19 protein-coding genes are annotated in these 19,450 nt (G+C 36.1%); 9 read left to right on the top strand and 10 right to left on the bottom strand.

The genetic code is table 11. The annotated features are described in order from the left end of the window. Positions 1 to 486: 486 nt before the first annotated feature. From IGI52_RS05610 to IGI52_RS05620, 3 genes are all read left to right on the top strand, one after another. Complete coding sequence (locus IGI52_RS05610) at positions 487 to 990, top strand: NADH-quinone oxidoreductase subunit NuoE family protein (protein WP_438780692.1); 504 nt, start codon at positions 487 to 489, stop codon at positions 988 to 990. Positions 991 to 1,103: 113 nt separating this feature from the next. Beyond that, entirely contained in the window at positions 1,104 to 2,981 is a 1,878-nt protein-coding gene (gene nuoF, locus IGI52_RS05615) for an NADH-quinone oxidoreductase subunit NuoF (RefSeq protein ID WP_438780693.1), read from the top strand. Between the two features lie 12 nt (positions 2,982 to 2,993). Next, on the top strand, positions 2,994 to 4,742 hold the full coding sequence (locus IGI52_RS05620) for an NADH-dependent [FeFe] hydrogenase, group A6 (RefSeq protein WP_311863532.1): 1,749 nt from the start codon (positions 2,994 to 2,996) through the stop codon (positions 4,740 to 4,742). Between the two features lie 97 nt (positions 4,743 to 4,839). Here the strand turns inward: IGI52_RS05620 and IGI52_RS05625 are convergent, their stop codons facing one another. After that, on the bottom strand, positions 4,840 to 5,538 hold the full coding sequence (locus tag IGI52_RS05625) for a winged helix-turn-helix domain-containing protein (RefSeq protein WP_438780694.1): 699 nt from the start codon (positions 5,536 to 5,538) through the stop codon (positions 4,840 to 4,842). Between the two features lie 321 nt (positions 5,539 to 5,859). Next, positions 5,860 to 7,407 (bottom strand): helix-turn-helix domain-containing protein, encoded by a 1,548-nt coding sequence (locus IGI52_RS05630; RefSeq protein ID WP_311869221.1) that lies wholly within the window; start codon positions 7,405 to 7,407, stop codon positions 5,860 to 5,862. A 452-nt stretch (positions 7,408 to 7,859) separates the two neighbouring features. On the opposite strand from IGI52_RS05630, the gene IGI52_RS05635 reads away from it, so the two are divergent. Further along, positions 7,860 to 9,395 (top strand): helix-turn-helix domain-containing protein, encoded by a 1,536-nt coding sequence (locus IGI52_RS05635; protein ID WP_438780695.1) that lies wholly within the window; start codon positions 7,860 to 7,862, stop codon positions 9,393 to 9,395. A gap of 112 nt (positions 9,396 to 9,507) precedes the next feature. On the opposite strand, the gene IGI52_RS05640 is transcribed toward IGI52_RS05635, so the two are convergent. Beyond that, positions 9,508 to 10,053 carry an ECF transporter S component gene (locus IGI52_RS05640; RefSeq protein WP_127978832.1) on the bottom strand — a complete coding sequence of 182 codons (546 nt, stop codon included), beginning with the start codon at positions 10,051 to 10,053 and terminating at the stop codon, positions 9,508 to 9,510. 331 nt (positions 10,054 to 10,384) lie between these two features. On the opposite strand from IGI52_RS05640, the gene IGI52_RS05645 reads away from it, so the two are divergent. Then, positions 10,385 to 10,993, top strand: a complete 609-nt coding sequence (locus IGI52_RS05645) for a DUF1349 domain-containing protein (RefSeq protein ID WP_438780696.1) — start codon at positions 10,385 to 10,387, stop codon at positions 10,991 to 10,993. A gap of 69 nt (positions 10,994 to 11,062) precedes the next feature. On the opposite strand, the gene IGI52_RS05650 is transcribed toward IGI52_RS05645, so the two are convergent. From IGI52_RS05650 to IGI52_RS05675, 6 genes are all read right to left on the bottom strand, one after another. After that, positions 11,063 to 12,010: a peptidoglycan amidohydrolase family protein gene (locus IGI52_RS05650; RefSeq protein ID WP_438780697.1), complete on the bottom strand. Its 948-nt coding sequence runs from the start codon at positions 12,008 to 12,010 to the stop codon at positions 11,063 to 11,065. A 307-nt stretch (positions 12,011 to 12,317) separates the two neighbouring features. Further along, complete coding sequence (locus IGI52_RS05655) at positions 12,318 to 13,496, bottom strand: tyrosine-type recombinase/integrase (RefSeq protein ID WP_438780698.1); 1,179 nt, start codon at positions 13,494 to 13,496, stop codon at positions 12,318 to 12,320. 103 nt (positions 13,497 to 13,599) lie between these two features. Further along, on the bottom strand, positions 13,600 to 13,896 hold the full coding sequence (locus IGI52_RS05660; RefSeq protein ID WP_438782229.1) for a DNA-binding protein: 297 nt from the start codon (positions 13,894 to 13,896) through the stop codon (positions 13,600 to 13,602). A 600-nt stretch (positions 13,897 to 14,496) separates the two neighbouring features. Beyond that, a complete protein-coding gene (locus IGI52_RS05665) occupies positions 14,497 to 14,916 on the bottom strand; it encodes a hypothetical protein (RefSeq protein WP_438780699.1) in 420 nt (139 codons plus the stop codon). Beyond that, on the bottom strand, positions 14,913 to 15,650 hold the full coding sequence (locus IGI52_RS05670) for a helix-turn-helix transcriptional regulator (RefSeq protein WP_438780700.1): 738 nt from the start codon (positions 15,648 to 15,650) through the stop codon (positions 14,913 to 14,915). Before IGI52_RS05670 ends, IGI52_RS05665 begins: the two co-directional genes overlap by 4 nt. Before the next feature lie 241 nt (positions 15,651 to 15,891). Then, positions 15,892 to 16,131 (bottom strand): hypothetical protein, encoded by a 240-nt coding sequence (locus IGI52_RS05675; protein ID WP_438780701.1) that lies wholly within the window; start codon positions 16,129 to 16,131, stop codon positions 15,892 to 15,894. A 116-nt stretch (positions 16,132 to 16,247) separates the two neighbouring features. Here IGI52_RS05675 and IGI52_RS05680 point away from each other — a divergent pair, with 116 nt between their 5' ends. Next, positions 16,248 to 16,514 carry a transposase gene (locus IGI52_RS05680; protein WP_438782230.1) on the top strand — a complete coding sequence of 89 codons (267 nt, stop codon included), beginning with the start codon at positions 16,248 to 16,250 and terminating at the stop codon, positions 16,512 to 16,514. 254 nt (positions 16,515 to 16,768) lie between these two features. Here the strand turns inward: IGI52_RS05680 and IGI52_RS05685 are convergent, their stop codons facing one another. Further along, a complete protein-coding gene (locus tag IGI52_RS05685; protein ID WP_438780702.1) occupies positions 16,769 to 17,386 on the bottom strand; it encodes a Type 1 glutamine amidotransferase-like domain-containing protein in 618 nt (205 codons plus the stop codon). A gap of 79 nt (positions 17,387 to 17,465) precedes the next feature. Between IGI52_RS05685 and IGI52_RS05690 the strand changes: the two genes are divergently transcribed. The 3 genes from IGI52_RS05690 to IGI52_RS05700 all read left to right on the top strand — a co-directional run bounded on the left by IGI52_RS05690 (position 17,466) and on the right by IGI52_RS05700 (position 19,319). Further along, positions 17,466 to 18,404, top strand: a complete 939-nt coding sequence (locus tag IGI52_RS05690) for a helix-turn-helix transcriptional regulator (protein ID WP_438780703.1) — start codon at positions 17,466 to 17,468, stop codon at positions 18,402 to 18,404. A gap of 116 nt (positions 18,405 to 18,520) precedes the next feature. Continuing rightward, the gene (locus tag IGI52_RS05695; RefSeq protein WP_438782231.1) at positions 18,521 to 18,904 is read left to right on the top strand and encodes a transposase; all 384 of its coding nucleotides are present in this window, start codon (positions 18,521 to 18,523) and stop codon (positions 18,902 to 18,904) included. Between the two features lie 145 nt (positions 18,905 to 19,049). Then, complete coding sequence (locus IGI52_RS05700) at positions 19,050 to 19,319, top strand: transposase (protein ID WP_438780704.1); 270 nt, start codon at positions 19,050 to 19,052, stop codon at positions 19,317 to 19,319. The last annotated feature ends 131 nt before the right edge of the window (positions 19,320 to 19,450 follow it).

The following is a 19,450-nucleotide window of genomic DNA, read 5'->3' on the forward strand; positions in this document are numbered from 1 at the left end:
TGTTTTCTATTAAAGCGCTTTTATTTCTAAACTTTAAAATAATAATTTCTACAAAATAAGCATAGCGCTAATCACCATACAATACCAATTTATTTTTTTTATTTTTTTAAAATAATTTTGGATATATAAGTATTATTAACTTTGCGAGACAATTAGAAGCTTTTTTTCTCTATTAAAAGAACAGTTTATGAAAGAGATAAATATATTATTCTTTGTTTTAAAAAGCTAAAGACGCTATATCCCCTATTTATAATAACGAAATTATTTTTAATGTCGATTCTCATTTATCTCCGATAATAGTTCATTTCTCTTATGCCAAATTCAATTTTAAGTCCGAGAACAGTTATCATTCTCATTTGTATAATTAATCACAAACTTGACGTCATTTTTGATATACTTAATCTATATAACCAGCTTTGCTTGATAAACAATGTTGTGAGTATTTAGAGAATTTGGTTGAGCGTAGAAAGGAGGACACAGAGTTATATGAGTACAAAAGTAGCGTTTGATTTTATCGAAACCGAAAGTCAGTACCAAGAGTTCCAAAATTGCATAGAGGCACTAAAGGGACAGCGTGGCGCACAGATGCCTGCTTTGCAGGAAGCTCAAAGAATCTATGGTTATTTGCCAATCGAGATTTTGAAAAGGCTTTCTAAAGAGTTGGAGATTCCTATGGAAGAGCTTTACAGCACCGCAACCTTTTATGCCCAATTCACCTTCGTGCCCAAAGGAGAATATACGATCAGTATATGTATGGGAACCGCCTGCTATGTGAAAGGAGCTGGGGATATCTTAGATTCGTATTCCTCTGAATTAAAGATTGAACCTGGTGAAACCACTGCAGATCTCAAATTTACTTTAGAATCTTGCCGTTGTATTGGTGCCTGCGGGTTAGCACCTGTATTAACAGTCAATGAAGAAGTCTATGGTCGTTTGTCTAAGAAAAAAGCTGATAAAGTGCTCGTCACGTATCAAAAAGAGAATAACTGATTATTGATCCTCCCTCTCCAGAAATCTACTACATATTTAAAAGCCAATTGAAAAAAGATTTGTGGAAAAATTGTTTTTTGTTATACAAAACTTCAAGAGTCAGGAGAAAAAATATGAAAGATTGGAATGAGTTAAACGAACTTCGAAATACTTATCGTCAGATGATTACGATGCGTTTAGATGATGAAGTTATCGAAGGGCAGCAATATGAGAAAGAGATTCTTATATGTGCTGGAACCGGCTGTATTTCATCTAAAAGCGGCGAGTTTGTCAATGCTCTTAAAGAGGAATTAGCGAAGAATGAATTGACGAATAAAGTAAATATCGTAAAAACGGGATGTTTTGGTTTATGTGCTCAAGGTCCGATTGTTATTATTTATCCAGAAGCAGTTTTCTATCATCAAGTTCAACCAAAACACGCGAAAAAAATTGTTTCAGATCATTTAATCAATGGGAAATTAGTTGAGAAATTACTCTATCATGACTCCGACACCAAAGAGATTATTAACAAATTAATGGACACTCCCTTCTATCACAAGCAAAAACGAGTTGCTCTGCGAAATTGTGGACGGATCAACCCGGAAAAAATCGAAGAATATTTCGCCTTCGATGGTTATCAAGCTTTAGCTACTGTTGTAAATGAATACTCTCGCGATGATGTGTTGAGTCTTTTAGAAACTTCAGGCTTGCGAGGCCGTGGTGGTGCTGGCTTTCCTACTTTCATGAAATGGTCTTTCGCCAAAGCCAGCCAATCGGATCAAAAATACGTTATCTGTAACGCCGATGAAGGCGACCCGGGTGCCTTTATGGACCGTTCCGTATTGGAAGGTGATCCTCATGCAATCATCGAAGCCATGGCCATCGCGGGTTATACAATCGGTGCGAACCAGGGCTATATCTATGTCCGAGCAGAGTATCCCATTGCTGTAAATCGTTTGCGTATCGCCATCAAGCAAGCCCGTGAAAAGGGACTTTTAGGCAAAAATATTTTTGGTAGCGATTTCTCTTTCGATCTGGATTTGCGCTTAGGTGCTGGCGCTTTCGTTTGCGGGGAAGAAACCGCTTTGCTCGAAAGTATTGAAGGGCATCGCGGCGAGCCTCGTCCACGTCCGCCTTTTCCTGCCGTCAAGGGACTGTTTGGAAAACCGACGATCGTTAATAACGTTGAGACATTAGCGAATATTCCTCAAATCATTCTTAAAGGACCTGAATGGTTTGCCAGCTTCGGAACAGAAAAATCAAAAGGAACTAAAGTCTTTGCTCTTGGCGGAAAAATCCAGAATACTGGACTAGTGGAAATTCCAATGGGAACTACTTTACGAGAAATCGTTGAAGATATCGGCGGAGGAATTCCTGCTGGCAAGAAATTCAAAGCAGCTCAAACAGGCGGTCCCTCTGGCGGCTGTATCCCAGCAGAGCATTATGATGTGCCAATTGATTATGAAAACCTGAAGAAAATCGGTTCAATGATGGGTTCGGGCGGTTTGATCGTCATGGATGAAGACAACTGTATGGTGGACATCGCCAAATTTTTCTTAGAATTTACTGTTGAGGAAAGCTGCGGAAAATGTGTCCCATGTCGTGTCGGAACAAAACGTCTTTTAGAAATCCTAGAAAAAATTACTCTGGGTAAGGCAACGCTAGAAGATTTGGATCGGATGGAAGAACTCTGTCACCATATCCAAGAGAACTCACTTTGCGGCCTAGGACAGACAGCACCGAATCCTGTGCTTTCTACCCTGCGCTATTTTAGAGAAGAATATGAAGCTCATGTCTTAGAGCGCCGTTGTCCTTCTGGTGTATGTAAAAACTTGATTCAATACCGTATTCTGCCAGATAAATGTACAGGATGCAGAGCCTGTGCCAAAGGTTGTCCAGTAAGTGCGATCAGTGGTGAAGTGAAACAAGCACACGAAATTGATCAGTCGATCTGTACGAAATGTGGCTTATGTATTGATACCTGTCGCTACGATGCGATTACAGTCATATAGGAGGTGGAGCAAGTGAAAGAAGTTATGATTACCATCAACGGAAAAATCTGTACTGCTCCAGAAGGATCGACTATTCTTGAAGCAGCACGGGTGAATAATATCGAAATACCTACCTTATGCTTTTTAAAGGAAATCAATGAGATCGGTGCCTGCCGCATGTGTGTGGTAGAAGTCAAAGGTGCCCGTAGTTTAGTAACAGCCTGTGTCTATCCAATTTCCGAAGGTATGGATATCAAGACCAACTCGAAAAAAGTTTTTGAATCAAGAAAGACGACTCTGGAGCTGATTCTCTCGACTCACGAGCGGAAATGTCTCTCTTGTATCCGCAGCGGAAATTGTGAACTGCAAAAGCTTTGTAAAGAATTCAATGTTGCCGACGAAGATTACTTCAACGGGGAAAACTGTGAATACGAGTTTGATGACAGCGCAGTTCATATGGTTCGAAATAATAATAAATGTATTCTCTGCCGCAGATGCGTCGCTGCTTGTTCAAAATGGCAGGCAGTTGGTGTAATTGGTCCGAATAATCGCGGATTTGAAACGCATATCGGCAGCGCTTATGAACAAAATCTCAGTGAAGTTCCATGTATTTCCTGTGGACAATGTATCGTAGTTTGTCCAACAGGCGCAATCCATGAAAAAGACCAGACACAAGAAGTTTGGGATGCCTTGGAAGATCCAACCAAACATGTGATTGTTCAGACTGCTCCTTCGATTCGTGTGACTTTAGGAGAAGCCTTTAATATGCCGATTGGTACCAACGTGGAAGGAAAAATGATCGCCGCTTTACGTCAAATTGGTTTTGACAGAGTCTTTGATACCAATGTAGCCGCTGACTTTACAATCATGGAAGAAGCCAACGAATTCTTAGAGCGTGTGGGAAATAATGGACCATTCCCAATGTTCACCTCCTGTTCGCCGGGCTGGGTCAAATATTGTGAGCACTATCATCCAGAATTGATTCCCAATCTGTCAACTTGTAAATCACCGCAGCAAATGTTCGGTGCCCTTGCAAAGACTTGGTATGCTGAAAAAGAAGGCATCGATCCAAAGGATATCTTTGTGGTGGGAATTATGCCTTGTACTGCTAAGAAATTCGAAGTCACGCGGGAGGACGAAGCAGCGGCTGGATATTCCGACTGTGATGTTGCGTTGACCACTCGCGAATTAGCTCGAATGATCGACAAAGCTGGTGTTCGCTTCGTGGAATTAGAAGACGAAGCCTTCGATAATCCACTGGATGAAGCGACAGGAGCTGGATATATCTTCGGAGCTACCGGAGGTGTCATGGAAGCGGCCTTAAGAACTGCGGCTGAAACATTAGCCGGACAATCACTGGAACAAGTAGAATTTACAGAGGTGCGTGGAATGTCTGGAATCAAAGAAGCAACCTACGAAATGAGTGGTGCAACGATCAATGTTGCAGTCGCCTCCGGAATCGGCAATGCAAAGAAATTACTGGAACAGATTCAATCCGGTGAAAAATTCTACCACTTTGTTGAGATCATGGGGTGTCCTGGTGGGTGTATCAATGGTGGCGGTCAACCTGTTCAACCTGCATCAGTCCGTAATTTCGTTGATCTAAAAACAAAACGAGCAGCTGCATTATATGCCGAAGACAAAGGTAAAGGACTGCGGAAATCAAACGAAAGCCCAATCGTCCAAAAAATCTATCAAGAGTTCTTGGAAAAACCGGGCAGTTTAAAAGCGCATCATATTCTTCATACCAGTTATCGTGATCGTACAAAAGTCAAAGTTTAACTCCCTGTATAAAGATAGAGCTGACCCAAAAGTCTCATAGACTTTCGGGTCAGCTCTTTTTTACGAATGAACGAAAACTCATTTTATTTAGCTACTTTTAAATCTTTATTTCAGTTGTTATTTGTTTAAAGAAGGTGTCACTTAAGCGATAACCCTGTCCCCAAACTGTAAGGATCGATTCCCCTTCGACTCCTTGGTCATTAAGTTTTTTTCTTAATAGTTTCACTAAGCAAGACAATTGAGATAAGTTGGAGGCATTACCAGGGCGCTCCCAAAGTAATTCGCACATTTTTTCCCGAGAGATGATTTGATCGTGTTCCCGATAAAGAATTTGTAAAAAACGTAACTGCGTTGAATTTAGTGCTAAACTACTCAATGATCGTTTTTCATTTTCCTCCTCTTCCATGAAGATCTGCCTCTCCTTTGAAGAATCAATGTAGCCATCCAGCATTTCTCTTATTTCTTCCAGCATCATATCCTTTACAAGCCATTCATTGATGCCTCTTTCAGTCCAAAGTTGTTGCTCCTTTTTAGTCGGCAGCCTTTCTACTTCTCTAAAAATGCTTAACGATTGCCCCTTAAAGCTTTTCAATAATAAAAGAACTTCTTGATTCGTTAATGTCTCACTCAAAACAATTATTTTAAAAAAATCAGTTAATGAAGCAACTGTGTCTCTTTTTATATGAAGAGTTAAAAACTGATCAGAAAGAAAAACCTCATGCCCTAATTGTCTAAAAGCGCCTTCTAAAAAACGCTCTCGTTCGATACATTTTGTAATAAATAATATTTGTCCCATCGTTTTGCTCCTTTACTTATGGTTAATCCATCTTAGTTTCTCTTCTTCATTAGAATGTTAAAAAGAAGAGAAAAGCATTGATCTTCTAAGCTTATCTATTAGCTAGATGAAGAAATCATTCTATTTTTCGTTGTTTATATAGCAGAATAGATCTACATTATATTTTTTAATCATTCAAACTATGACAAATGTTAAACAAGAGAATCTAAAAGATGTGTTTCTATAAATCTCTAATAGATTCGCTCCTGCAACTGATGCTTAATTTTGCAAATTCGAATAAAGTATTAATCTAATTTGCTCCTAGTAACGTCCTATTTTTTATCAAAATCTCTTTTCATGCCCAATTTTTTTAATTTCACGATATTTTCTATCCGCAATTTTGGGCAATATTTCTTGAAGTAGTTTATTGTCACTTGGACAATATCCCTCAGTTAGATAAAGAATCGGAATTTTTCTTGGTAAAAATGATTTTGTTTGATTCGACAAAGCGATGTCCGTAAGAATTAAATCTACTTCTCTGCAAAGAGAATCAGCTATTTCAATGTAAAAATAGTCTCCAATCGTCTGTAGCTTCGTGCTAACTAGCATTTCCGGTGTTCGATTACTAATAATAAAAATACGAATCTTAGGATGAAACAATTGCCTATCCAATTCAAAGAACAGAATTTTATAATAGGCTACACAGAAATACTCAATATATTCCGCTTCAAATGCGTTCAAATTTCTACTACATTTACTCATAAAAATTTGATAGAAAGTCCGCTCTCGCTCTTTATTAGCAGGAAAATCAAAAGGATGATAGACATAAAGGTCAATCAGCCGTTGATGCAGAGCCTCTTGGTAAATCAAAATTTGATAAAATACACCCACCAGTCGAGCAAATAGTTTATCACGTTCTTTAGTTGTCATTTTACGCAATGCAAATCTTTCAACCATATGTACTTTTTCGTTTATCATATGTAGGAAGCCAATTTCTTTTAGCTTCGGAGATTCATTAAAGAAAACAGGAAGGCTGCCATCATGGTGTCCAAGATCGCTGGCGATGATGCAACTAATAATGAATTTAACCTCTCGTTTTAAAATAGTTGGATGAATCATAGCCATTTTCTTTTTTAGTAACGAAAATAAATGGTCATACATTTTCTTTTCTTGAATACTAATGGGCTCCCAGTAATAAACATTGTCGGGAATCGAGCGTTTGTTTGCTCGCAATAACGAGATCGCTAATCCATAATGAATACTTACAAATCTTGCTGAGAATTTTCGATATATTCCAACATCTAAACTCTCTAATAAATTTATTATTTCATTCGTGCTGATAAAAACAAATGGCCATTTATACCCACCATAAACTTGTTGAAAAATTCCTGTATAAAACAAGCGAATCGTTACCTCATCTCCTAATAAAGTCAGCCTGCGGTCTGTTCTTAGATGAAGATTATTGGCATTTATAGTAATAAATCGCTCCAAATAGATGAGTTCTTTTTTGACCATTGTATATGTAGTATTTATTTTTTTCGTTATTTCAGAAATCGTCCATTCTTTCGGTTCTAAAAATAATGAAAACAACTGGAAACGGTAAGAATTCTCTAAATAATAAAGTCGAAAAATCATTAATGAGAAATTTTTCTTCACATTCCAAATCACTTTGTTCTGCTCCGGCAAATCAATCAATTCCACATACTCGCTATAGCCTAAATCAATAATATCCATCCGTATATCAGTAATGATTTTTTTTACAGTAGGATAAGAAACCTGTGATAACTTTACTAATTCCATTAGTTCAATTGAATGGTTTTGATTGATATGTAAATAATCGAGTAACAAAAAACGTTTTAAATAACGACTATCCATTAGCTCAAGAATCATTTCCAACCACTCCCTTCGAACTAGAAATTCATTCTTACCATATTCTACAAAAAGATAGCGTTACTATTAATTACATTCTTTTCTTAATATTAGAAAAAATAAATTAATTTTAGATTAAAAAAGCTTATTTTGCAAGAAATTAAAATTTAGTAATAAAAAATTCCTTTTTCTATCCCTTTATTTTTAAATTATTATTGAGTTTAGGTTACAAGAATTTATTTCTGTGATTTGTTCAATTTTTCTTGATATGTAATAAAAAAAGAACACTTGCGATAATTATTATTACTTGTTGGTATCTCTCCTATTTAATATTTTTCCATATAAAAACAAACACTATTATTAAAAATATTTTTAAAGTTCCTTCACTTAAAGTGCTTTCAAACTTAATTTCTATCGCTAATAAGTGTTATATGATACTCTTCATCTAAATATGATGACAAAAGGAGAATAAAATGGATTTTTTAGTCGATAAGCTTGATAAAAAGAAACTGCTTTTCATTCAAACAATCTTTGATTCTGATTATCATATCTGTACTTTGGAAACACTTTTGCAATCTTTAAACATCAATAATCAAACTGCTATTTCTATTTTCCATTCGATTCTTGAAGATATTCGTCTTTCTGAGAGTTCTAGTTTTATCGATTTAAGCTATTCTAAATCAAACCAGTTATTTAAATTACAGCTTTCTGAATCCTTTAATATTCAAAATTTTATAAACTTCTATATCAAGCGATCGGCTAAGTTTAAGTTGATTGAATCATTGTTAATGACCTCGTTTGATACCCTGCAAGACACAGCAAACAGCCTACACGTATCTTACTCTCACGTCCGCAGGATCATTACCGAATTGAACCACTACTTCAAACCAATGGGCTTAAGGATTCATTCACGACGAAAAGTCAATCTAGACGGTAATGAAGTCAGTCTAAGATTTTTCTATACTGCGTTATATCTCGCGACTTACGGTGCTGGGTACTGGCCATTTCCATCCTTCAGTTATTTAGACCTGTCCTCACTCTTAGACGATTGTCCTGATGAAGTTTACAACGTTAGATCACTGGACAAAAATGTACTAACTCATTATTACTTAGCCATTCACCTTTTAAGAGAACGGCTGGGCTTTAGTATTGATAAAGAAACTATTTCGATCTCCCTTTACAAACCATACTCGCTTTCTAATACAGAAGCCTTTAGTACCTTCGCTACCTCTATTGGTAGATATCTTCCTCATCATTCAGAGAAGAAGCTGAAGGTTGAGACGCAGCTGATTTGTAGCAGTCTGCTTGCTATTGGCAGTTTCTCTTCTATTGATACAGCTCCTGATTTTTTTCTTTTAGATGAACGGCTTAACGACCAACAATTCGCTCACAATGCTTTTCAAATTATGGATCGAATAAATTATCATTTAGATATTCCGTTAACTCAAAAAGAACAAAATAAAATTTTCTATTCCATATTGTGCTTACATTATCGAGTTGCTTTTATTGGTGCACCGCTGAATTATACTCTGACGCTGCTTCCATATTATTCACATGAAGCAATTGATTCTCGAAAGAAATATAAGATTGAACATATTCAATCGCTCGTTGAAGCTGAAATGAGATCAATCGAATATGATTGCGACGATGATTTTTATAATTATCTTCTTTCTCAATATTGCTTAATCTATGATAAAAGCATTGAATTTGGTAAACATACAGCACCAATTACAGTCGCTTTTCTTTCGATCATTTCAAATCAAGCATTGCAAAATGACGTGTGTCAATATTTCTCATCTTATTTCAATTTAAAAACGGCCAATAGTCTCGATGACAGTGTTGACATCATCATTAGTGAGATTCCTATTTCGGTTGATACTATCTCTGCTCTGCGTTTGCATCAACCGATCATCTATTGTCATCAAAAACTTGTTCAATCTGACTACGAAAAAATCACCGAAGCTTTAGTCAAGATTGCTAAAAAAAAATTTAAGTCAACTAGTTCTTAATCACATCTGATAACTAAAAAAATCCTCTCAGTTATAAAAAATCTAGAAAGATTTTATAACTGAGAGGATTTATCTTGAAATCTATTTAGCAAAAATATTTGTAAAAAACGTCTTAGCTCACTCTTTGACGGCCTAGCGCTTTAGAAAGGACAGGAACGACTAAAATAGATAATGCGCCGCCGATCAAAGCTGTAATCAGCTGTGGAAACGAAAATGCTCCGGAAACCATCGCAGCTTTAGGAGCTGGCATTTTTAATAAGATCGGAACAACGAATTGAACAATTGACAAATATAATACCCCAAACTTCGCAAGGGCACCAATCACCGTCGCTAATGCGAAATTCGCAATTCCCTGTTTTTTATTGAATCCAGCGATAAAATGCCAGATAGTTACTAAAATTGCGTTTCCAATTGCTATACAAAATACAATTTGTGGAAATGCCGGCCCAATACCAAGCATAAATGCAAAAATCGGTGATAACAACGCAATTGATAATCCACTAGCTAATCCGCCTGTAGTTACAGCGACAATCAAAATCAAATTGACTAAAGAACCCGTGACTAAGGTATTTCCTAATCCAGCTGTTACTGCCTGTACGACAATCAATAATGCTAATAAAACGCCTGTTTGTGTTACCCATAGTGCTTTTCGATTCATATCTTCGGAGCCCTATTTGTTTATGGATTCACAAATAGTTATCCTTCACTTCCTTTCTCTTTTCATTTTAAAAAATGCGAAAATAAGTAAACGATAAATACCATACCTAATTGTACCAGATTTGGTTCCGAGATAGAAAACCAAATTCAACAGTCATTTATCATTTATTTGCATGAAAGGAATCAAAGTAAAAATTATGTCGTTATCAAATATTCGCAAAGATTGTTTATACAGTTGTATTCAAATTTCTCTTTGCATAGTCTTTTTCATAGAACACTAGCTGCTTTTTTGATACCCTTTTATTAAGACAGAATCTATGGAGGGGAAAAATATGAACTTGCAGGATTTTAAGTGGACTCGTTTGCCAGAAAGCTACGAGCTGTTGGATGACAAAATAGAGGTTCTTACAAAACCGCATACGGATCTGTGGCAAAATACATATTATCATTTTCAAAATGATAACGCGCCCGTTTTCCAGATGGAAACGGATGAAAAGTATTTTAGCTTTGTCGTAAAAACAGATTTTACTGAAAGTTACCATCGTTTTGATCAATGTGGGATTGTCATGTATTTAGATAGTGAAAATTGGCTAAAAGGTTCGATTGAATATGAAAATGAAGAGTTTCAGCATTTGGGAAGTGTCGTCACAAATCATGGGTTTTCTGACTGGGCAACAACCGAAATCGATGCTTCAATTAAATCTATGTGGTACCGTCTAAGTAGACGCGAAGACGATTACTGCATTGAGTGCTCAACTGACGGCAAAACATTTGAACAAATGCGCATTTGCCACATGTTCAATGGAAAGAATAAAATCCGCTTTGGAATTTACGCCTGCTCTCCTGAAGCATCTTCTTTCAAAGCTATCTTTACGAATATGCAGTTGCTGGATTGTCAATGGCCGGCTCATGATGGACAACAGCCGGATGAAAATAAATAACAACCTTCACATAGCGAATATAAAAAAGAAAAGACCGCCTCAATAGCGATCTTTTCCTGAAATATTGGATTAATACTTGAATGCTTTCACAGCAAATGCATTTGCTCCAGTCTGTCTTACTCGGTCTTCAATTTGTTTTCGAACAATTGGTGTGTCCACATCATTAAATCCTTCACCTTTTACTCGAACATCCCAAGTACCATAGGCATTAGAATACCCATATGTTTGATCAGACAACAAAATGTCCTTTAGGAAATTACGTAAGTGAGGTACCATTTGATCGGCCTGAGCTTTTGTCAGATTTCGACACTCAATATAAGATATTGTTTTATCTCCATTAACAATCGCAATATTCTGTTGCATATACCCTGGTTGATACGTACGCAATTCTTGTTGCGTACGAGCAGTGGCCTCATTTAATTTTTTATTCGTTGGGTTGCAAGTAATTACCATTGTATAACGCCCATCATTTTGTTTTCTCGCTTTTACTTGATCACGCAACAGTGTCCAGCAATATTGCGTTTGGATCCATGCAACCATCGTTTTGGCCTGATCATAAGAGATATTATCAATTGCGATCCCATTCTTGGTTCCAGGATTAACTGTTCCTCCTTTTAAACGATAACAAAAAGTTGGAGGGCCGCCCATCCATCCCGAAGCAGCAGTTTCGCCGATCCCATTTAATGGATAGGTGCAATGTATGATTTGACTGTTACTTAGGAAAACACCTGTATGTCCATTAGCTCCCCCGCTAGCTCCTTTCGTACCTGAAACAAAGATATCTCCACGTTTGGCTTCACTACGAGTGATTGGCTGTAGCAAACTTCCTTCTAACTTATACAAACTTTCTGTATTCCCAATAGATGTTCCACCAGCTAAGAATCCAGCTTCAATCAAAGCGAAATATACTGCTGAGCTACAATCGTAACTATTCGGGCCTAACCGATTAGTCATCGAATAAGTTACTCGTCCTTGTCGTGCTCTAAACCAATTAATTACTGCTTCTGTACTTGCCATCATTTTTCCTCTTTTCATTTAATTATTAGAAGTGGCCTCTTCTGACTATTATATTACGCGAACTCATGTTCGGTATGTTGCCAAAAAAAAGACATCCATTTTCTATGTCGAACATCTTGAAAATGATTAAGTCTAATGGTTTAGAAAACAGCATACAAAAAAACCCTTGATTCCTCAAGGGTTCGAAATACATCTTTATGATTAACGACGGATTTCTTTGTTCTAATGAAAAGTCACTTTTTTATTGGTATAAAGCCTTTTATATTGTGTTGACTACATCGTGACGACAGTAAAACGGTGGTTTTTCCTAATTTTCCAACGCTTCAAATGCCTTCAATGGTTTCAATTTTTCATCCGATGTAAGATGGCGATAAATCTCCGAAGTTGACTTATCCGCGTGGCCCAATCTTCCCTTCAAAACTTCCCAACTACAATGCTCAGCGACTAAACTAGCCATCGTGTGTCTGGTAAGATGTGTATGAAAAGGTTTATTAATTCCACAACGTTCAACGCAACGTTTGATGTGATTATTTACGTAGTCTCTCCGGTATGGGATACCTCTCTTGAACGGAGCCAGATAAACAAAAAGATAGTTTTCTTTTGATCGAAAAACAAACTGTGATCTCATATCATCAAGAGCTGTGATAAGTTGTTGAAGCTTCTCCATCACTAAATCCGTTACTACTACTCTTCTTACTGAACTGATTGATTTTGTCGTTTCGATTTTAAAATCCATTTGCTTCCCTCTTACAGATGTTTGCTTGTAAAAAAGAATCTCGTTGTTTTCAAAATCGATGTCTTCGACTTGTAAAGCCAGTGCTTCACTTATCCGACATCCTGTATAAAACAGAACATGAAAAAGTGTCGATAGTGGTAACTCTTCATGAATAATAGAATAATTCAACAATGTTCTAAGCTCGTCGATCGTAAGATATTTCTGATCCAAAGAATTCAACGTTTCTTTTAATTCACTTACACTCTTTTGATACTTAGGCATACGAATATTCGTCAATGGGTTGTCATTCAATATTTCTCGTTTCAAACAGTATTTGAAAATCATGTTCAATGTCTGTCTTAATGAATACAAAGAGTTTTTTGAATACCCTTGAGAACTGCCATCAATCCCTTTTTCCTTCAAAGAAAACATCAACTCTTCTAAAAAGTCCGGTGTTAACTCAACTAGCTTCTTCTCACCAATCCATCGTTTAAGAACAACAATCAAGTCTTGACGCTTGTCATAGGTGCTAGCTTTTTGTTCTCTCAAAGATTTGTAATACTTAAACCATTGATCTGCGACGACTGAAAATTTTTCATTTGAATTAACAAACTTCTTTTTGTTTTGTCGATTTTTCTTTAGTTCAAGAAATGCTAATTGTGCCTCTCTTTTTGTTTTGAATCCTCTTCGTGTTGTTCGAAATGCTTGAAAGTACCAGGTAACCACACCAGTAGCACTAGTATGCTTTTTAAAGCGATCTTTTGTTTCCATTACGTTTCCTCCTCTATTTGAAGGAGACTGCTGGAAAGCAAAAACATTCTTACTATATTCTCTATACTTACCATTATAGAGAATCTCCTTTCAATTTTGAAGGTTATACAGAACGTAATAACCGCATTTTTTCTTTGAAATCTTCATACTCATTTTTTTGATACCATTCGATCACTTGGTCCCTTGAGTAATGACCTCGAATGCCATACCAACAGTTAGGAAAATCAGATAGTTTAACTAATCTGTTTAGCGTACTGTCACTGACTTGAAACTGTCTCTTTAAATCTTCATTCGTTAAAACTAAAGGTAATTGATTTAGACTTAGGAGTATCTTTGTATAATCATCTAAAATAATGAGTAGCTTATTCAAAATTTTCCTTTCTTCATTATCTGAACTGATTCTCTCACGCTCCTTAATATTGTATTTTGTAAAAATCTATATAAGTTTCATTGAGTATTCCATCAGTTAACGAAAAGTAATCTTCATTTGTTAGGCTCCCTCACACAGTTTCAGGACACATAGGAATCTCACCTCCCCGCAGTTTACGCCGGGCCTTACAGAAGTATCATTATTATCTTGAAAGTCTTGGCATCTAGATAAGTCTAGATTTTACATCACTCATAAATCGCTCGTATGAATCAATCATCGTCATGGCGTAAGTGTGTAACAGCTCGTTCAAAAACTAACGTACCTAACAAATGGTATTTAATTTTTAGCAAAAGTGATTACAGTAAAGTTGGTTATAGCAACCATCAAGGTTTTAGAAGTACTCCTTTTTTACATGTATTTTTCAGTACCTAATATCCAACCAAACCGTGTTCCACGATCAGACACACTAGTACCCTCACATTTGCTAAAAATATTCTGTTTTCAAGGAACAAAGTACTTTTGTCAAAATCAAAAGTACTGAAATTTTTATAGAGTAAAAATCACATACTCCTGGAAACACCCAAAACTTAGATGCTTTCAGGAAAAAATGAAATGCTCTACATAGTTTTACTAAGTTAATCGGTATTGCCAATAGCCACGATAAGCTCTTTCGACATTGATTCTTTTATCCAAGTTTATTTTTCTCAGAATGTTGTTTGTTAGATTTGAACGAGTGAGAACATATCCCTTTTTCGTGAGAGTTTCATGGATTTCCTTCGAAGCTAAAGGACGACCACTTTCCTTTAATATAGAAGCAATCGTTAACGCGAGAGTCTGGAAATCATAGCCTGACCCACTTATTTTTCGATCACTTAAATACTTTTGATTCTCAATTTCTTTAGGTATACCGACTGATTCTATCCGTCCATCATCATTACTTTCTTCGAACTCATGATCTTTTAACTCTTCATAAATCTTCAATAACCTCTGAACTTCAGCTAAAACCGTTGTCATCTGATAATAAAGGTGTTCCTTTTCACTCTGTTTCATTTGTAGATACCCCCGGCTTTTTTTCTAAATTCTAATGGCGTGATTCCATAAAATTTTTTGAAGGTTTTATTGAAATGACTATCATCCCTAAAACCTAACATACTACTGATTTCAGCAATGGATAATGATGTTTCCTTTAGGAATCTTTCTGCTTTGCATAGTTTCAATGCTCGAAACAACTCCATAACTGACATATCCGCATTTTTTCTACTCAATCGATTAAGTGTCGCTCTACTTAAATGAAGTTCTTTATGGATATCGGTCACTGTTAGTCTTTTATTCATATTTTTCTCCATGTATTGAATAACCGCCGCATAATCATCACCACTATCCGTTTGCAAAACATCATGATTCATATTTAAAATAAGATCTACTAAAGTTAGTGCTCCCTGTTCAACCGGATAAGAGACTCCTCTTTGAACTAAATAATGATAATAAGCGAAGAGTAGATTGGCTAATTGTTGAATGCCTTCAGTAGCTTTTAATTGAATTATTTTACCTATTTGATTCTTACATTGAAAGATGGAGTCTAAACAGAACTCCAATACTTGTGTGTTTTTTGAAAGCATTCTTAATTCTTGGTTTGTCCTACAATGTAAATAGAACGATAGGGCCGGTGTTTCATCCACCTTAATTTGTTTCTGTTGGATGATCAGAGAAACTCCATAGTGAGAAATGGTTTGGTTAGATCCATTATCTGAATTTAAATAATTGATTGTTTTCACTAAAACCATTTTTCTCATCTCCTGTTTCTCTTTGTATCTATGTTTTATCATGTAAAATGATCACGTAGAATAACTTGGATCAAGGTTGATCCAAAAGTACCATATGATTGATTCAGATATACAATATTGTTAAATATTTCCTTAATAGAGTCCGTCAACATAAGAAAAATCCGACTACTTCGAGTAATCGAAAATAGCCGGATTTTATAACTTAGTTCATTCAGATCATCCTATTTTAGGTCTTTAGTACTCAAACATCGAAATTATCCTCTTGAATACCGAAGGTAGTTTTTTTATAGGTTTCATCAGAATAGCTAACTCCAGGAATGATGTTGGTTAATTCATTTACATTAAGTACAAGTTCTGAATTCGACAAATCTCCGCCAATCGATTGATAGACGAAAACGAGTTTTCGGATGTTGTGTTCTTTTTCGTAAGCTACAAAATCTGAAATTGTTTTGAATTTCTTTCTTCGTTTCTGGAAGCTCATGGCCTACATAGGAAAAATCAGACTCATCTTCTTCTGTATACTCATTTTTTTGTAAATTTATTTCTGAAAAATGAATACGATTTGGTAGAATCGAATTACTAAGTAAAGAATGTGTCATAGATGACAAAGAACAAGAAAAATTTGATGAAGATTTTAAGAAGATGATCCTAGATTTATACCAGTCTGTACAGGCAGTCGAAAAACTAGCAGAGCAATATGGGGTAACTTTCCAAACAATCTATCGATGGAAGAAACTTTATATAAAGAACGAAGAGACCGGCATGGCCCAAGAAGAAGTTCTGGCAATAAAAAAGGAAATGGCTCGCATGCAGGAGGAAAATACCATCCTAAAAAAAGTTTTAACCATATTCGCTCAAAAGTAAAAACTAGTGGTGTCCTCGGATTTATTCAACACATACTTCTTGATTGTCATCTTAAGACCACAGATAACGCGTTTGTAAAAGGAGTAGCTGACTTCTTCCCAATTTCGGAACTCTGATTTCAATTGTTTAGATAAATATTCCAAATAATTTCAGACTCCTTCTGATAAAGACCTTAAGTTGTAGCACACTCTTTTCTGTTCGGAAAAAATGAGTAAATATTCCGTGTTGACCAGATTTACTCTACAAGATCGTATTCATATTTTCGTAACTATTTTTCTTTTTGTCCCTTCTACTAAGATCGCTTGCCTATTATTTATCGAGCAAAGGAGCAATCTATTGGCAAAGTTCTCTTTGATATCTTTAGTAATATTTTTGAATGGTGGTTCATTATAATGAGGCAAGGAATAAAACTCTACAATACCTAGTCCATTATGAGAGTTTAAGTCGGGCCCTTTATCCGGTGTATCCATTTTTTCGATATAGGAAATAGAATTCGACAAGATAATGGCACCGGCAGATTCCCCAATATAAAGCTTGCCATTTTCTATTTCTTCTTTAATAATTGCATCTGCTCCGGATTTTTTTAGTTCTTGCATTAAGTAGAAACTATTTCCTCCTGTAACATAAATAAAATCATTTTCCTTTATCTTTTGCTCAATAATAGTTTGAGGCTCAACAGAAACGTCTACTACATCTACAATCGCCCCCATTTTCTCTAAAGCATTTCTTCCATCTGCCACATAAAATTTGATTTTTTCAACATTACTCGCTGTGGGAATAAATGTAACTGTTTTCCCATATACATTTTTTTCGAATAGTAATAGTTCATTCGAAACTTCACTAAATGATGATGCTAAAAACATTTTTTTCATAGATAGACTCCTTTTCAATATGATAAACTCAGTATATATTTTAATGGTGTCACTTTGTGATACCTATGGAGGTAATGTTATGAAAAAATCAGAACGAATTCAACGGGAACTTTTTTTCGTGAATAGCCATAAAGAATTTAATCTGACTGATCTAATGCGGGAATTTCAGATTTCTAGAAGTACTGCATTAAGAGATCTAGCAGAATTAGAACAATTAGGAGTGCCACTTTATGTTGAAAACGGAAGATATGGCGGGTATAAAGTCCTCCCCTCCTCATTATTACCTCCAATTTATTTTACGGAAAAAGAAATCTTTAGTGTGTTTTTTTCACTTCAACTTTTAAACTTGTTATCTGGCTCACCATTTGGAAGTAATTATTCTACGATTCAGCAAAAATTATTAAACACATTTAGTGTCGAGAAACAACAAAAAATAGCACAAGCAACTGATTCGGTACAATATGCGGGAATTTATCAAATTGAGCCCACTAAAAATCTTGAAGATTTATTTAGCACTATTTTGAAAAATGAACCCATCAAAATTCTATACACTCGTTATACACGAAAAGTTAAACGAATTTTGCCTATTCGCTTAACTTTAATGGATGGTTATTGGTATTGTATTGCCATAGACATTGAAAAAAAAAAGATGAGAACTTATCGTTGTGATTACATAGAAGATATTGAAATAGAATTGGATTATCCACGCCCTCTCTCTGAAGGAGAAATAGCTAAAATTATAGCCACACAACAAAAGGAATATCGAAACATTCCTTTTAAAGTACGTCTATCTGATAAAGGAAAAGAACATTTCTTAAAAAATAAGTTTCCAAATATGAGACTCACAGTCACAGATAACGATAGCTTTATTCTTGGAGAGTTTAATAATAACGAACTACCCTTTTTGACCAATTATTTTCTTGGTTTTGGCGAGCATGTGGAAATACTTGAACCAAAAATATTGAGACAAGAATATATGACGTTGATCGAAAAACTATTAAGCAGGTACAAAGGATAGGGGGGTGCCAACTAAACTGTTGCAGGTCCCGACGAATCGACAATGAGTTTGGTATTTTTTTTGAAGATGTCGCCATTGATGCCACTGCCATTGAATCCCATTCGAAGCCTCGAAAAATCGAGAAAACAGCCGTTTCAAGTGTTGAAAAACAGCGCACTATGACGACTGAAGACATAAAAAAAGAATTGTCGATTGATCCACAATGGGGCATCAAAGTGAACAGTAAAGGGAAAAACGTTTTTTGGCATGGATACAAAGGACATTTGACCGTAACCACGAAAAGTCAGTATATTCTATCCAGTATTCTGACCTCTGCTCATATCGCTGATATGAGTGCAGCTGTTCCGTTAATCCGAGAGGTCAAACGGCTTGGTCTAACGAACATTTACATGATCTTTGACAAAGGCTATGATGTGAAAGCCCTCTACGAAGAGACACATGTCCTTGGTTTTGAGCCGATCATTACATTGAAACGGATAGCTAAAAATGACGGCGAGTGAACGTACGATTATGCTCCGATCTGCCTGATTGAAGAAGGCTACACCTACGATAGTTTCGATGAACGTTACGGGGCTCTAAAATACAGGTTACCAGAAAAGCGTTGTTTCTCCTGTCCGCTCCAACACGAGGATATATGTCAAAAAAGTGATCAAGCTTAAACAACAGACAGACCCACGCAAGTTTAATCATCCAACGCGTGGAACAAAGGGTTGGAAAAAGCTCTACGCCAAACGCAGTGCCGTTGAACGGATAAACGGGGACCTGAAAGAAAACATGAAATTGAACCAGACAACTCATTATAAAGCCGAAGTCATTGATGTAGAACTTCTGCTTATTCAGCTAGCTTATGATGCCAAACGACACGCAGTTCAACGACTGAACCACAAAAAAATGAGAAAAGAAGCAGCCGCGTAATTCAAAAAAGGCTATTTTTGAAATTGGATGAGTGTTGACTTTTCTATAAAAGCGAATTATGAAATTGGCTCAAGTAATAAAAATTGACGTATCATTCGCTCTGGTGTTAGGATGATTTAGTGGACACATTT

The sequence above is a fragment of the Enterococcus sp. DIV0187 genome (assembly GCF_051713785.1).
Lineage (GTDB): Bacteria > Bacillota > Bacilli > Lactobacillales > Enterococcaceae > Enterococcus_A > Enterococcus_A avium.

Excerpts from the sequence above, each read along its gene's own strand:
- IGI52_RS05610 (WP_438780692.1), top strand. The coding sequence starts at position 487 with ATGAGTACAAAAGTAGCGTTTGATTTTATCGAAACCGAAAGTCAGTAC.
- nuoF (WP_438780693.1), top strand. The coding sequence starts at position 1,104 with ATGAAAGATTGGAATGAGTTAAACGAACTTCGAAATACTTATCGTCAG.
- IGI52_RS05625 (WP_438780694.1), bottom strand. The coding sequence starts at position 5,538 with ATGGGACAAATATTATTTATTACAAAATGTATCGAACGAGAGCGTTTT.
- IGI52_RS05630 (WP_311869221.1), bottom strand. The coding sequence starts at position 7,407 with ATGATTCTTGAGCTAATGGATAGTCGTTATTTAAAACGTTTTTTGTTA.
- IGI52_RS05635 (WP_438780695.1), top strand. The coding sequence starts at position 7,860 with ATGGATTTTTTAGTCGATAAGCTTGATAAAAAGAAACTGCTTTTCATT.
- IGI52_RS05640 (WP_127978832.1), bottom strand. The coding sequence starts at position 10,053 with ATGAATCGAAAAGCACTATGGGTAACACAAACAGGCGTTTTATTAGCA.
- IGI52_RS05645 (WP_438780696.1), top strand. The coding sequence starts at position 10,385 with ATGAACTTGCAGGATTTTAAGTGGACTCGTTTGCCAGAAAGCTACGAG.
- IGI52_RS05650 (WP_438780697.1), bottom strand. The coding sequence starts at position 12,010 with ATGGCAAGTACAGAAGCAGTAATTAATTGGTTTAGAGCACGACAAGGA.
- IGI52_RS05655 (WP_438780698.1), bottom strand. The coding sequence starts at position 13,496 with ATGGAAACAAAAGATCGCTTTAAAAAGCATACTAGTGCTACTGGTGTG.
- IGI52_RS05665 (WP_438780699.1), bottom strand. The coding sequence starts at position 14,916 with ATGAAACAGAGTGAAAAGGAACACCTTTATTATCAGATGACAACGGTT.
- IGI52_RS05670 (WP_438780700.1), bottom strand. The coding sequence starts at position 15,650 with ATGGTTTTAGTGAAAACAATCAATTATTTAAATTCAGATAATGGATCT.
- IGI52_RS05675 (WP_438780701.1), bottom strand. The coding sequence starts at position 16,131 with ATGAGCTTCCAGAAACGAAGAAAGAAATTCAAAACAATTTCAGATTTT.
- IGI52_RS05685 (WP_438780702.1), bottom strand. The coding sequence starts at position 17,386 with ATGAAAAAAATGTTTTTAGCATCATCATTTAGTGAAGTTTCGAATGAA.
- IGI52_RS05690 (WP_438780703.1), top strand. The coding sequence starts at position 17,466 with ATGAAAAAATCAGAACGAATTCAACGGGAACTTTTTTTCGTGAATAGC.